At 62.9% G+C, this 14120-nt stretch carries 10 protein-coding genes and 1 pseudogene; 8 read left to right on the forward strand and 3 right to left on the reverse strand.

Annotated elements, in window-relative coordinates:
* The first annotated feature begins 101 nt into the window (after window positions 1-101).
* Both HX881_RS16715 and HX881_RS16720 read left to right on the forward strand, forming a co-directional pair.
* The gene (locus HX881_RS16715) at window positions 102-1013 is read left to right on the forward strand and encodes an SDR family oxidoreductase (RefSeq protein WP_017126487.1); all 912 of its coding nucleotides are present in this window, start codon (window positions 102-104) and stop codon (window positions 1011-1013) included.
* 208 nt (window positions 1014-1221) lie between these two features.
* Entirely contained in the window at window positions 1222-1629 is a 408-nt protein-coding gene (locus HX881_RS16720) for a hypothetical protein (protein ID WP_177085536.1), read from the forward strand.
* A gap of 48 nt (window positions 1630-1677) precedes the next feature.
* On the opposite strand, the gene HX881_RS16725 is transcribed toward HX881_RS16720, so the two are convergent.
* Window positions 1678-2202: a hypothetical protein gene (locus tag HX881_RS16725; RefSeq protein ID WP_177085538.1), complete on the reverse strand. Its 525-nt coding sequence runs from the start codon at window positions 2200-2202 to the stop codon at window positions 1678-1680.
* 674 nt (window positions 2203-2876) lie between these two features.
* Here HX881_RS16725 and HX881_RS16730 point away from each other — a divergent pair.
* Window positions 2877-4661, forward strand: a complete 1785-nt coding sequence (locus HX881_RS16730) for a DUF1302 domain-containing protein (protein ID WP_083875332.1) — start codon at window positions 2877-2879, stop codon at window positions 4659-4661.
* A gap of 23 nt (window positions 4662-4684) precedes the next feature.
* Window positions 4685-6052 (forward strand): DUF1329 domain-containing protein, encoded by a 1368-nt coding sequence (locus tag HX881_RS16735; protein WP_017126483.1) that lies wholly within the window; start codon window positions 4685-4687, stop codon window positions 6050-6052.
* A 168-nt stretch (window positions 6053-6220) separates the two neighbouring features.
* Here the strand turns inward: HX881_RS16735 and HX881_RS16740 are convergent, their stop codons facing one another.
* Window positions 6221-7000: an N-acetylmuramoyl-L-alanine amidase gene (locus HX881_RS16740; protein ID WP_177085539.1), complete on the reverse strand. Its 780-nt coding sequence runs from the start codon at window positions 6998-7000 to the stop codon at window positions 6221-6223.
* A 248-nt stretch (window positions 7001-7248) separates the two neighbouring features.
* Between HX881_RS16740 and HX881_RS16745 the strand changes: the two genes are divergently transcribed.
* Complete coding sequence (locus HX881_RS16745; protein ID WP_177085541.1) at window positions 7249-9798, forward strand: LuxR C-terminal-related transcriptional regulator; 2550 nt, start codon at window positions 7249-7251, stop codon at window positions 9796-9798.
* Between the two features lie 12 nt (window positions 9799-9810).
* Here the strand turns inward: HX881_RS16745 and HX881_RS16750 are convergent, their stop codons facing one another.
* Entirely contained in the window at window positions 9811-10608 is a 798-nt protein-coding gene (locus HX881_RS16750; protein WP_177085543.1) for an IclR family transcriptional regulator, read from the reverse strand.
* A 179-nt stretch (window positions 10609-10787) separates the two neighbouring features.
* On the opposite strand from HX881_RS16750, the gene hmgA reads away from it, so the two are divergent.
* The 3 genes and pseudogenes from hmgA to maiA all read left to right on the forward strand — a co-directional run bounded on the left by hmgA (window position 10788) and on the right by maiA (window position 14045).
* On the forward strand, window positions 10788-12086 hold the full coding sequence (gene hmgA / locus HX881_RS16755) for a homogentisate 1,2-dioxygenase (protein WP_177085545.1): 1299 nt from the start codon (window positions 10788-10790) through the stop codon (window positions 12084-12086).
* A gap of 3 nt (window positions 12087-12089) precedes the next feature.
* Window positions 12090-13408, forward strand: a pseudogene (fahA, locus tag HX881_RS16760) (fumarylacetoacetase); the annotation flags it as partial.
* Window positions 13407-14045, forward strand: a complete 639-nt coding sequence (gene maiA, locus HX881_RS16765; protein WP_177085549.1) for a maleylacetoacetate isomerase — start codon at window positions 13407-13409, stop codon at window positions 14043-14045. The pseudogene fahA and the gene maiA, both read left to right, overlap by 2 nt.
* Window positions 14046-14120: the final 75 nt, after the last annotated feature.

Raw genomic sequence — 14120 nt, forward strand, 5'->3', positions numbered from 1 at the left:
CCTTATCGCGCACCATTCAGCCCCAGCCGTATTTATTGTGACCCGCTGTCCCGTGTCCGACACTCAAGGTCTATTCCCATCGCCCCCGGCTGGAGACCTGTATGAGTGAGTCTGTGCGCTTCGAAGATAAAGTGGTGATCGTCACCGGTGCCGGCGGCGGCCTGGGCCGTGCCCATGCACTGCTGTTCGCCCGCCATGGCGCACGGGTGGTGGTCAACGACCTCGGCGGCTCGGCCCATGGCGAGGGCGCCAACGCGTCGGCGGCGGATCGGGTGGTGGCCGAGATTCGAGAAGCCGGCGGCACCGCGGTGGCCAACCATGACTCGGTGACCGATGGCGACAAGATCGTGCAGAACGCCCTGGATGCCTTCGGTCGTGTCGATGTGGTGGTGAACAACGCCGGTATCCTGCGGGACAAGACCTTCCTCAAGATGGACGACGCCGACTGGGATCTGGTCTACCGGGTGCATGTCGAAGGTGCCTACAAGGTCACCCACGCCGCCTGGCCGCACCTGCGGGAGCAGAATTACGGACGGGTGATCTTCACCGCCTCGACCTCGGGTATCTATGGCAACTTCGGCCAGTCCAACTACGGCATGGCCAAGCTCGGGCTCTATGGCCTGACCCGCACCCTGGCCATCGAAGGGCGCAAGAACAATATCCTGGTCAACGCCATCGCCCCCACGGGCGGCACGCGCATGACCGAAGGCCTGATTCCGCCGCAGGTGTTCGAACTGCTCAAGCCCGAGCTGATCAGCCCGCTGGTGGTGTTCCTCGGCAGTGAGCAGTGCCAGGAAACTTCCGGTCTGTTCGAAGTCGGTGGCGGCTGGATCGGCAAGACCCGCTGGGAACGCAGCCTGGGCGCCGGGTTCGATCCGCACAACGGTTTCGCGGTGGAGGATGTCGCGGCGAACTGGGAAAAGATCTGCAACTTCGAAGGCGCCGTGCATCCGCAGGATACCCCCGAGGCGCTGCGGCAAATGATGGCGAATCTGCAAAAATATACGGCCTGAACCGTCCTCCGGTTCCGAGAGGGTGATCGTGAAAAAGGGAGGCGCGTTGGAAGTGGTCGTCTGAAGCAGGAGACGGCCTACGATTAAGTCGGATAGGTAAGGAATGTACAACTAGGGTGTGAATTGATTCCGTTTCTGGTGCGAGCTGCATAACGCAGCCGCGTGCATCGAGCGATGCACCACTGAAAACGAAATGGAGTACTCACCTATGTTTGTTAAATACTTGCCACTGGTTATTGCTGTTGCCCTGGTGCCACAGACAGGAGCCGCCTCTGCGCAAAAGTCGCCTCTGACAGAGGCGACGTTCCCCAATTGCCTGATCAATCAGGGAACCATCCATCAAGGGATTGTCATGCCGGGGGAGACGATGGTGGTTCATGGTCCTTATACCTCGACCTGTGATGACCGATTTCATGACATCCGGATTCGTACACTGGGTGGAGCGTTGACCTACATGAATATCGAAAAGATGGAGGGAAACGGTTGGAGCCTGGTGAGAACAGGCCCGTCGGATATGCAGGAAAAATTAGGAACAGGCACCTTCCGTGTTGTCATTGACAATCAGGCCGGTGCAACCGCGATCCGCTATAAAGGGACGTTCTCTGTACCATTGTGAGGAATTCAGCCCGTTTCTGCCAGAATGCAGAGGCGGGCTGATTCACAGTCAGACTCTTACATTTACCCAGTGTTTTTTAGTCGTCATTAGCGAGTGTTCCTGCAATCCTTTAAGGACGGTTAGTGCAAAATTCTGTTTTGGTATCATGTCCTTGGCCACAACGTATCCACCATCGATCATGCGATTAATAGAGTCCAATTGTTTTTGTATTTGCGCAAAAGCATCGATTTTAGTATCTCTATTTATTTGAGTGCCTTGAGTGTTGAATTCTCTTCCTGGATAGGTAAATACCATGAGTCCATCCATGTCGATCAAACCTGCGTTTAGCAGTGCCTTTGCGACCTCAAGTAACTCTCGGTTGGTAATGTTTTTTCCATCGAAGCGGCTAAGGTCAAAATCCAGTCCTTGCAGTTTTTCACTTATTGGAATGGAATCGTCTGCCCAGAACTGTTTTATTCTAGCGCTGGCATCTTCTTCTTCCCTCGTATACCCGCTTGAAGTCTTGAATTCATCCCTGACGTGATACACATAGGGCGCGACTCGATTCATCACCCTGTTGACGTAGTCAAGCATAGTGACTCTCCTGAATGATTTATGACGAGAGCCCTATCGGGAAGAAAATCTGAATCTTTATGCGATATGACAGTTAAAGGCCTTGAGGTCGGCAAAAGAGAGTTTAGCTACAGTGGTTCGTTATTATTCCTACTCGTTTATAGGAATTGAATTGCGCGACCATAAAAAAAGCCGCTGCAAACGCAGCGGCCAAGGGAAGACGTTTGATCAAGGAGCTACAAATCAACGTCAGTGAACAGCGCGATGATGACCCGCCAACCCTGGGGCGGATATCGAAAAACGTTCAGCCGCGACGGCCAGGACAACCCTCAGTGCAGAGCCGGTGACTCGATGCCGGAACCTGTCTCGAAGTTTCAACCCTTCAAGCCATTCCTTCTGAAAGCCAGGTAAGAATAAGCAATTGTGGATGTCTGAAAAAGCGCGCTTCGTGACAATCACTGTTGCATTCGCGGTAACAGTCGCTGGCGGTTGCCCCGAGGTCGGTCCGTGTGCCGACGACCTTCATCCATCCCCGCTATGGCCTGCCATCCAGCGTTTCGATGGTGCCCTGCAAGCCCGTGCCGGTGCGGGCATTCATCCTTTGGAGGTACAACGCGAATACCTCCTTGGTGCGCTTATCGCTCCCGCTGGCGGTGGGTAGGGTGAAGGCTTCTGTCACTCACCGGGGAAGACGCATGACAAAAACAACAATGCGCGCCATCTTCACGCCGCAGGCGCTGGCTATCGCCGTGGCCCTGGGCGCCAGCGCCCAGGCCAACGCGGTTTCGTTCAACATCGGCGAGATCGAAGGGAAGTTCGACTCTTCCCTGTCGGTCGGCGCGAGCTGGGGCATGCGCGATGCCGACAAGAAACTGGTAGGGGTTACCAACGGCGGTACCGGGCAGGCCTCCACCGGTGATGACGGGCGCCTGAACTTCAAGAAGGGCGATACCTTCTCGAAGATCTTCAAGGGCATCCATGACCTGGAATTGAAGTATGGCGATACCGGCGTCTTCGTTCGTGGCAAGTACTGGTATGACTTCGAACTGGCCGATGGCGACCGCGAGTTCAAGGATCTCAGCGACCATCATCGCGACGAAGGGGCACGCTCTTCCGGCGCGCAACTGCTCGACGCCTTTGTCTACCACAACTACTCCATCGCCGACCTGCCGGGCACCGTGCGCCTGGGCAAGCAGGTGGTCAGCTGGGGCGAAAGCACCTTTATCGGCAACTCCATCAACAGCATCAACCCCATCGACGTCTCGGCTTTCCGCCGGCCCGGCGCCGAGATCAAGGAAGGCCTGATCCCGGTCAATATGTTCTTCGCTTCCCAGAGCCTCACCGATGCGCTGACGGTCGAGGGCTTCTACCAGTTGAACTGGGAAAACACCGTGGTGGACAACTGCGGGACCTTCTTCGGCAACGATGTGGTGCAACACGGGTGCAACAACAACTACACCGTCGGCAGCCCGGCCATCGCGCCGTTGCAGCCACTGGCGGCTGCCTTTGGGCAGGGCTTCGAGGTCACTCCAGAGGGCGTTGTGGTACAGCGCAGCAACGACCGCGAGGCTCGCGATGGCGGTCAATGGGGCATGGCCTTGCGTTGGCTGGGCAGTGACACCGAATACGGCCTCTACTTCATGAACTACCACAGCCGGACGCCGACTGTGGGCACCACCACCGCAGGCCAGAGCACCATCAATTCACTGGGCAGCATCCTGCCGCTGGCGCCGGCTGCCGTCCGCAGCGGCCTGGCGCAAAGCATCATGCTGGGACGTGGTCAGTACTACCTCGAATACCCGGAAGATATCCGTCTCTACGGCGCCAGCTTCTCCACCACGTTGCCGACCGGCACCGCCTGGAGTGGCGAGATCAGCTATCGTCCCAACGCCCCGGTGCAACTCAACACCACCGACCTGACCCTGGCGCTGGTCAATCCGATTGCCGGCGGCGCCGCCTCGCCGATCAGAACCACGGCCGGCTCCGACAACACCGGCTATCGCCGCAAGGAAATCACCCAGGCGCAAACCACCCTCACGCAGTTCTTCGACCAGGTCATGGGCGCCGATCGCCTGACCCTGGTGGGCGAGGCCGGGATCACCTACGTCGGTGGCCTGGAGTCCAAGGACAAACTGCGCTACGGGCGTGACTCGGTCTACGGTGCCTACGGCTTCCAGGGCGATACCGGCGGCTTTGTCACCGCCACCTCCTGGGGCTACCGCGCCCGGGCGATCCTCGACTACAGCAACGTGTTCGCCGGGGTCAACCTCAAGCCCAACCTGTCCTGGTCCCATGACGTCAAGGGCTACGGTCCCAACGGCATTTTCAACGAAGGCGCCAAGGCAGTGAGCATCGGTGTCGATGCCGACTACCGCAACACCTACACCGCGAGCCTCAGCTACACCGACTTTTTCGGTGGCCGCTACAACACCCTGACCGACCGTGACTTCCTCGCGCTCAGCGTCGGCGCGAACTTCTGATCAAGGCTGAAAAGGACTACTTTATGCGTAAGATGATCCTGCAATGCGGCGCCCTGGCCCTGAGTCTGCTGGCGGCCAACGTGATGGCGGCGGTTTCCCCGGAGGAAGCGGCCAAGCTCGGCACCACCCTGACCCCGATCGGCGCGGAAAAGGCCGGCAATGCCGATGGCTCGATCCCGGCCTATACCGGCGGCATCCCGAAAAATGCCGGCGCGGTGGACAGCAAGGGCTTCCTCGCCGACCCGTTCGCCAATGAAAAACCGTTGTTCGTCATCACCGCGGCCACCGCCGACCAGTACAAGGCCAAGCTCTCGGACGGCCAGCTGGCGATGTTCAAGCGTTATCCGGAGACCTACAAGATCCCGGTCTATCCGACCCACCGCACCGTGGCCCTGCCGCAAGCGGTGCTGGACTCGGCCAAGCGCAGCGCCCTCAACGTCACCACGATCAACGACGGCAACGGCCTGGCGAACTTCACCGGCAACCGCTACTACGCCTTCCCGATTCCGAAGAACGGCGTGGAAGTGCTGTGGAACCATATCACCCGTTATCACGGTGGCAACCTGCGACGCACCATCACCCAGGCGACGCCGCAGACCAACGGCTCCTTCACCCCGATCACCTTCGAGGAAGAAGCCGCGGTGCCGTCGGAAGTGCCCGACCTGGCACCGGACAAGGGTTCCAACGTGCTGACCTTCTTCAAGCAGGAAGTCACTGCGCCGGCGCGCCTGGCGGGCAACGTGCTGCTGGTGCACGAAACCCTCGACCAGGTGAAGGAGCCGCGCCTGGCCTGGGTCTACAACGCCGGCCAGCGCCGCGTGCGCCGTGCCCCGCAAGTCGCCTATGACGGTCCGGGTACGGCCGCCGACGGCCTGCGCACCTCGGACAACTTCGACATGTTCTCCGGCGCGCCGGACCGCTACGACTGGAAACTGATCGGCAAGAAGGAGATGTACATCCCCTACAACAGCTACAAGCTGGACTCGCCGACCCTCAAGTACACCGACGTGATCAAGGCCGGCCACATCAACCAGGACCTGACCCGCTACGAGCTGCACCGGGTCTGGGAAATCGAGGGCACGGTCAAGCCGAGCGAACGGCACATCTATGCCAAACGCCATATGTACATCGACGAAGACAGCTGGCAGGTCGCGCTGGTGGACCACTATGACGGTCGCGGCCAACTGTGGCGGGTCGCCGAAGGCCATGCGCAGTTCTACTACGATCACCAGGTGCCGGCCTACACCGTGGAAACGCTGTACGACCTGATCGCCGGGCGCTACATCGCCCTGGGCATGAAGAACGAAGAGAAACACAGCTTCCAGTTCGGCTTTGTCGGCAAGGCGGCGGACTACACGCCGGCGGCGCTGCGGGCGAGCGGGGTTCGCTAGGCAACACTGTTTCCCACTGTAGGAGCTGGCTTGCCAGCGAAGGGGCCATCAGCGGCGCTGCAAGTCTCGAGGGCCTCTTCGTGGGCAAGCCCACTCCCACAGTGCTCTGTGTCGCACCCAAGAATCAGCAGCGCCCCTGGACCTGAGTCGGCTTGCCGTGGCCGTCTCTCAGAGCGCCGAGGCGGGGAAGTATTTTTTCACCAGCGCCGCGAGGCGCGCAGCCGTTTCGATATCCATCCTGCCGTCATGGTTGTCGGCCCTGAAGTGCAATTGAAAGGCGCGGATCAGTTGCCACAAGCCCTGCTCCGAGGTCGCTTTCGAGGTGTCGTAGCCATAGGCCTTGAACTGCGCCAGCAAGGTGGCCGGCTGCGGCAGGCCCTGTTCGGTGAAACGGCTGAGATAACTGTCCCTGGTGGTTTCGTCGTACCAGGCGCCGATGCCTGCCTGATACAGCTGCTGCCAGGGAAAGGCCGCGCCCGGATCGCTCTTGCGGCCCACGGCGATATCGCTGTGGCCGACCACATTGACCGGGCTGATGGCGGGGTAGCGCGCGAGGATGTTCAGCGCCAGTTCCTTGACCGCCTCGATCTGCGGCTCGGGGTAGGGCGGGAAGGTGAACTGTCCATTGTCGTCGGTCGCCAGGTTGACGATCTCGATGCCAATGGAGCTGTCGTTGAGATTGCTACGGTTGCCCCAGCTACTGGTTCCCGCGTGCCAGGCCCGGTCGTTCTCATTGACCAGGTTGAAGATGTTCTGGGTGTTGAAGCCCGCCGCGATATAGGACGCATCGGCCGGGTCCGGGACGAGGTAGTGGGCGCTGACATGGGGGCCGGTCAGGCTGTCGATCGAAGCCTGGAAGTTGCCCGCCGTGTAATGCATCACGAGAAAGCGGACCCGACTGTCAAAACTCCTGGTTGCGCGGTAGGTGGTGTATTTGATGATGTTCATGAGACGAACTCTTTAAGCGTGGAACAAGACAGTAAGGCTTGTGGACTGCGCTGTTTTTAAGAGCTTTCCTTGTGCGGCGTAGGGTGTTTTTGAAATGCCCCTGCGATCCCTCGGGGCGACCCGGCGCGCCGGGCGCGACCGGTCGGTCAGTTTCCTTATGGCCGTCAATCAGTGTGCTGAATACTCATTCAACAAAGCGGCCCATGAGGACTAGGGTGGCGGTATAAAACCAAGAAAAGGCCGCCGCAATGACCGCCATGACCCCGCGTCTGGATCGTCCCGGGTTCTTGCCTCGTTTATCTTCCCGCCATCTGCCGCGCCCACGCCTGAGCACACCCTTGATCGAATCGTCGGCACGGGTGCGCCTGCTCTGTGCCCCCGCCGGCAGCGGCAAGAGCGCCCTGCTCGCCGAATGCCTGTTGCAGGCAGCGCCCAACTGCGGCGTGTGCTGGCTGCCACTGGCCGGCGCCAGCCTGAGCAGCGAGGCCTTCTGTTGCGCCCTGGCCGAGGCGCTGGGCCTGGACGATGCCCGGGATGAAGCGAGCCTGTTGGCCCGGCTGGCCCGCTGGACCCTGCCGACCTGGATCTTTCTCGACGACTACTGCCGCTTGCCCAACCCGGCCCTGGACCAGTTGCTCGATCGCCTGCTGGCGGTCAGCAGCCCGGTCCTGAGCTGGTGGCTGGGCGGGCGGCGACGGCCCCATTGCAACTGGCCCCGGCTGTTGCTGGAAGGCGAACTCTACGAGGTCGACGGCCCGAGCCTGGCTTTCGAGCGCGGCGAGATCGAACGCCTGGTGGTCAATCCGACAGTCCAGGTGTCGGCCCAGTGCATCGACCGGATCGGCCAGTACACCGCCGGCTGGTGCGCGGGTGTACGGGTCGCCCTGCTGGAGGCGCCGGCGTGGATCGCCAACGATCCCGAGGTCGGCTCGCGACGTTCGGCGACGCTGCTCGATTACCTGCAACACGAACTGTTCGATGCCCTGGCGCCCGAGCTGGCCGAAGCCTGGCGCGTACTGGCGCATCTGCCGCGTTTCAATGCCGATCTCTGCGAGCATCTGTTCGGTGCCGGGGAGGGCGCCCAGTGGATGCGCACCCTGCAGGAGCTGGGCTGTTTCATCGAACCCTGGGAGGACTCCACGGAATGGCTGCGGGTGTTCGCGCCGCTGACCCTGCTGCTGCGCGATGAGCCCTGGCCGGCCGGGCGTTCCTGGCATCGCCGCGCCTGCCAGTGGTTCAGTGCCCGAGGCGATTGGCAGGCGGCGGTGGAGCAGGCCCTGGCCGCCGAAGAGTTCGAGGTCGCGGCCAGCCTGCTGCACAACTTCACCTTCGACTATCTGTTCCAGGGCCAGAACGTCGCGCTGCTGTTGCGCCTGCACGAGCAACAGCCGGACGAGCTGATGTTCGGCACACCGCATCTGCTCGGCCTGATCACCACGGCGTTGCTGTTCGCCGGACGTTTCGACGAGGCGGCCCACAGCATCGAACAGATGGCCCGCTTCACCCCGCAACCGTCCGCCGCGGCCCAACGACAACTGCTGGCGCGCTGGCAGGCCCAGCAGGGCTGGTTGCTGCACTTGCAGGGGCAGGCGCGGTCGGCGCGCGAGCATTTTCTCGACGCCCTCCACGATCTGCCGGCGGCGGCGTGGCCGGCACGGCTGTTCTGCCTGTCGGGGCTGACCCAGCAGGCCCTGCTCAACGGCGAGCTGGAACAGGCCCAGGCGTTGAGCCGCGAGGCCCTGTGCCTGGCGCGCGCCCAGGGATCGTTGCTGTTCGAGGCATTGCTGGAGCTGGATCACGCGCAGTTGCTGGAGCAGCGCGGCGCCCTGCATCGCAGTGAAGCCTTGCTGGATAACGTGCAGGCCCTGTTGACGGCCAAGCGTTACCTGACCGGCCCGTTGCGCGGTCGGGTCGCGTTGCGCCAGGGCCGCATTGCCTTGCGCCAGGGCCGCGACCAGCAGGCCGCCGAGTATTTCCAGGCCGGACTCGACGAATGCCTGCGCAGTCAGGACAAGCGTGCCCTGTACGGTTTCCTCGGCCTGGCGCTGCTGGATGCCAACCACGGCGACTATGCCCAGGCCTTCGTCCGTCTGCGCGATGCCGAGCGACTGATGCAGCAGCGGCATATTCCGGATCTGGTGTACCGCGCGGTGCTGTTGATGATCAGCAGCCATCTCTGGCTGCAACAGGGACGTCCCGAACTGGCGGACGAGGCCTTGACCCGGGTGCTGCGCCATTATCGCGGGCCGAACGCTGTGCAGGCGCCACCGGCCACCCTGGAGCTGATTCCACGGCTGGAATACCTGTTGATCCTGGCCCGGGTGTATCAGCGCAAGCCCTGTGCCGGGCTGGAGTCGCTGGCGCAGTTGTTGGCGCAGGCACAGCAGCGGGGCATGCAGGGGATCGAAACGGAAATCCGCCTGGCCCTGGCGGAGGTGGCTTTTCTGGAAAGCCGCAGCGCCCTGGCCAAGACCCACCTCGGCGAGGGGCTGGCGCTGGTCGGCCGCTGCCATCTGCAGCAGGCCTTGCGTGAGCTGCGCCTGCGTCAGCCGGGGATCCTCTCGGCACTGGGCTTCGAGGAAGAACTGATCGCCACGGGGGACAATCCCCTCAGCCAGCGCGAGCTGGAAGTGCTCAAGCTGATCGCCCTGGGCAGTTCCAATCTGGAGATTGCCACCCAGTTGTTCATCTCGCTGCACACGGTGAAAACCCATGCCCGCCGCATCCACAGCAAGCTGGGGGTGGAGCGCCGCACCCAGGCGGTGGCGAAGGCCAAGGCGCTGGGCCTGATGGGGTAATCCCGGGGCCGGTCAGCCCTGTGGCTGATAACCCATCCGCCAACTGACGGCTTCGCTCGCCGCCAGCAGGCGCTTGGCCGCCGGGCCGTCCTCATCGGCGTGAAACAGCGAGGTCGGGCCGACCACGGTCAACACCGCCGCCACCTTGCCCACGGCGTTGAACACCGGTGCCGACAGCGCATCGACCCCCGGCATCAACAACCCGTGGACAAAATGCAGACCGCGCCGGCGGATCTGCTCGCAGGTCATGGCATAGGCCGCGGCATCGGCCAGCGGGTGAGGGGAGCCGGCCCTGAGTTCGGCCTCGCGCAGATCGGCGGTCTCGCGATCCGGGAGAAAGGCATTGAACACCAGCCCGGTGGATGAACTGAGCAACGGCAGCACCGAGCCCAACTGCGTCACCACCGTCACCGAGCGCACTGCCGGTTCGATATGCACCACGGTCGCGCCGTGATTGCCCCAGACCGCCAGGAAGCAGCTTTCATTGAGGTCGTCGCGCAACTCCGCCAGGGGCAGCGCGGCCACTTGCAGCACGTCCATGCTGTTCAGCGCCGCCAGGCCGACCCGCAGCGCCTCGCGGCCGAGACCGTAGTGGTTGGTGGCCACGTTCTGTTCGGCGAAGCCACTGGCAATCAGCGCCTGCAGGTAGCGGTGGACCTTGCTCGCCGGCATCTGCACGTGCTCGGCCAGGCGCGACAGCGAGGTGCTGGGCGACAGTTCGGCCAGGGCCTTGAGGATGTCGGTGCCGACCTCGGCCGAGCGGACTTTCTGTTTACCGTTGCTGTCGCTGGTACTGCGCGGCTTTTCCATGGAGGCAATGTGATCCCGGGACGAATGGGCGTCTTTATAGCTTGACGGGCATCGTCAATCAAATTACGTTTTGCATAATCGAATTACGCAATACATAATTTCGCACCGATAAAAACAAACCGACCTTGCTGCATGTCGATGATCGAGGCAGACAACGGTCCACTCCCTCAGGAGGCTCCATGAACCTCGACTCCACGACGCTGGCCTATCAGTCCGGCTTCGGCAATGAATTCAGCAGCGAGGCGTTGCCCGGTGCCCTGCCGGTCGGCCAGAACTCGCCGCAGAAAGCCCCCTACGGGCTCTACACCGAACTGTTTTCCGGCACCGCCTTCACCATGGCCCGCAGCGAAGCCCGGCGGACCTGGATGTATCGGATTCAGCCGTCGGCCAATCATCCGGCGTTTGTCCGGCTCGACCGGCAACTGGCCGGTGGCCCGCTGGGCGCCGTGACCCCCAACCGCCTGCGCTGGAACCCGTTGGATATTCCGGCCGAGCCCACCGACTTCATCGATGGCCTGGTGGGCATGGCGGCCAATTCGGGCGCGGACAAACCGGCGGGCATCAGCATCTACGGCTACCGTGCCAACCGTTCGATGGAGCGGGTGTTCTTCAATGCCGACGGCGAACTGCTGCTGGTGCCCGAATTGGGCCGCCTGCGTATCGCCACGGAGCTCGGGGTACTGGAACTGCAACCGCTGGAAATCGCCGTGCTGCCCCGGGGGCTGAAATTCCGCGTCGAACTGCTCGATCCCCAGGCCCGCGGCTATATCGCCGAAAACCACGGTGCCCCGCTGCGCCTGCCGGACCTCGGGCCGATCGGCAGCAACGGCCTGGCCAATCCCCGTGACTTCCTCACGCCGGTGGCCCATTACGAAGACCTCAAGCAACCGACCACCCTGGTACAGAAATTCCTCGGTGAGCTGTGGGGCTGCGAACTCGATCATTCGCCGCTGAACGTGGTCGCCTGGCACGGCAACAACGTGCCGTACAAGTACGACCTGCGCCGCTTCAATACCATCGGCACGGTCAGCTTCGATCACCCGGATCCGTCGATCTTCACCGTCCTGACCTCGCCCACCAGCGTCCACGGCCTGGCCAACCTCGACTTCGTGATCTTCCCGCCGCGCTGGATGGTCGCCGAGAACACCTTCCGGCCGCCGTGGTTCCACCGCAACCTGATGAACGAATTCATGGGCCTGATCCAGGGCGCCTACGACGCCAAGGCCGAAGGTTTCCTGCCGGGCGGGGCCTCCCTGCACAGTTGCATGAGTGCCCACGGCCCGGACGGCGAAACCTGCAGCAAGGCGATTGCCGCCGACCTGGCTCCGAGCAAGATCGACAACACCATGGCCTTCATGTTCGAGACCAGCCAGGTGCTGCGCCCGAGCCGTTTCGCCCTCGACTGCCCGCAGTTGCAGAACAATTACGACGCTTGCTGGGCGACGTTGCCCGCCACCTTCAACCCGGATCGGAGATAACCCATGACTCAACCAACCCTCACGCGCAGCTGGGTTGCGTCTGCCAACGGGCACGCCGACTTCCCGTTGCAGAACCTGCCTCTGGGCGTTTTCAGCCGTCAGGATTCGACCCCGCGCAGCGGCGTGGCGATCGGCGAGCATATCTTCGATCTGCAGGCGGGCCTGGAGGCCGGTCTGTTCGAGGGGGCCGCCAGGGCCGCGGTCGAGGCCACCCGGGGCGGCCAGTTGAATGCCTTCTTCGCACTCGGTCGCAGCGCCCGCGTGGCCCTGCGCGAGCGCCTGCTTGAACTGCTGGGTGAAGGCAGCGAGCTGCGCGGCCGGATCGAAGCCCTGGGCACGAATCTTCTGCCGCTGGCGGCGGATTGCGTGATGCACCTGCCGGCCAGGATCAGCGACTACACCGACTTCTACGTCGGCATCGAGCACGCGCAGAACGTCGGCAAGCTGTTCCGTCCGGACAATCCGCTGCTGCCCAACTACAAGTACGTGCCCATCGGTTATCACGGCCGGGCCTCGACCATCCGCCCGTCCGGCACCGATGTGCGCCGTCCCAAGGGCCAGACCCTGCCGGCCGGGCAGAGCGAACCGGTGTTCGGCCCCTGCGCGCGCCTGGACTACGAGCTGGAGCTGGGGATCTGGATCGGCCAGGGCAATGCCATGGGCGATTCGATTGCCATTGCCGACGCGGCGGAACATATCGCCGGTTTCTGCCTGCTCAACGACTGGTCGGCGCGTGACGTGCAGGCCTGGGAATACCAGCCGCTGGGGCCGTTCCTGTCGAAGAGCTTCATCACCAGCATCTCGCCCTGGGTGGTGACCGCCGAGGCCCTGGCCCCGTTCCGCCGGGCCCAGCCGCCACGCCCGGCCGGCGACCCGCAGCCGCTGCCGTACCTGTTCGATCAACACGACCAGGAAAACGGCGCCTTCGATATCGAACTGGAAGTGCTGTTGCTGACCGAATCGATGCGCGAGCAGCAACTGCCGCCCCAGCGCCTGACCCTGAGCAATACCCGCCACATGTACTGGACCGTGGCGCAGATGGTCGCGCACCACAGCGTCAACGGCTGCCAGTTGCAGGCCGGCGACCTGTTCGGTTCGGGTACCTTGTCCGGCCCCGAGGCCGGGCAGTTCGGCAGCCTGCTGGAGATCACCGAGGGTGGCAAGAAACCGGTGGAGCTGGCTTCGGGCGAAGTGCGCAAGTTCCTCGAGGACGGTGACGAAATCATCCTGCGCGCCCGTTGCAGCCGTGAAGGCTTTGCCTCCATCGGTTTCGGCGAATGTCGCGGCAAGATACTGCCGGTGCGTTGAGAGGAGCACGCCATGGAGCTTTACACCTATTACCGTTCGACCTCGTCCTATCGCGTGCGCATCGCCCTGGCCCTCAAGGGCCTGGATTACCAGGCGCTGCCGGTCAACCTGATTGCCGCCGGTGGCGGCGAGCACCGGCAGGCGGCGTACCTGGCGATCAACCCGCAAGGGCGGGTGCCGGCGTTGCGCACCGATACCGGTCATGTACTGACCCAGTCGCCGGCGATCATCGAGTTCCTCGAAGAGCGTTATCCCCAGGTGCCGCTGCTGTCCCGCGACCTGCCGACCCGCGCCCATGAGCGGGCGGTGGCGGCGCTGATCGGTTGCGACATCCATCCGTTGCACAATGTCAGCGTGCTCAACCTGCTGCGCCAGTGGGGGCACGACGAGGAGCAGGTGCAGACGTGGATCGGGCACTGGATCAGCCAGGGGCTGGCCGCCGTCGAGCAACTGATCGGCGACATCGGCTACTGCTTTGGCAATGAGCCGGGGCTGGCCGATGTCTACCTGATTCCGCAGTTGTATGCGGCCGAGCGCTTCAAGGTTTCCCTAGAGGCGTATCCGCGCATTCGCCGGGTTGCCGCGTTGGCGCAGCAGCACCCGGCATTTATCCAGGCCCACCCGGCCAACCAGCCGGATACCCCGGCCTAGCAAGACTCGATCCTGCTGAATCGCCCTCGCGCTCCGGCGTGGGGCGACCGGAGCGCCGGTGCAAGGCGCTGTTGC

The sequence above is a fragment of the Pseudomonas gingeri genome, from assembly GCF_013386115.1.
Taxonomy (GTDB): Bacteria; Pseudomonadota; Gammaproteobacteria; order Pseudomonadales; family Pseudomonadaceae; genus Aquipseudomonas; species Aquipseudomonas gingeri.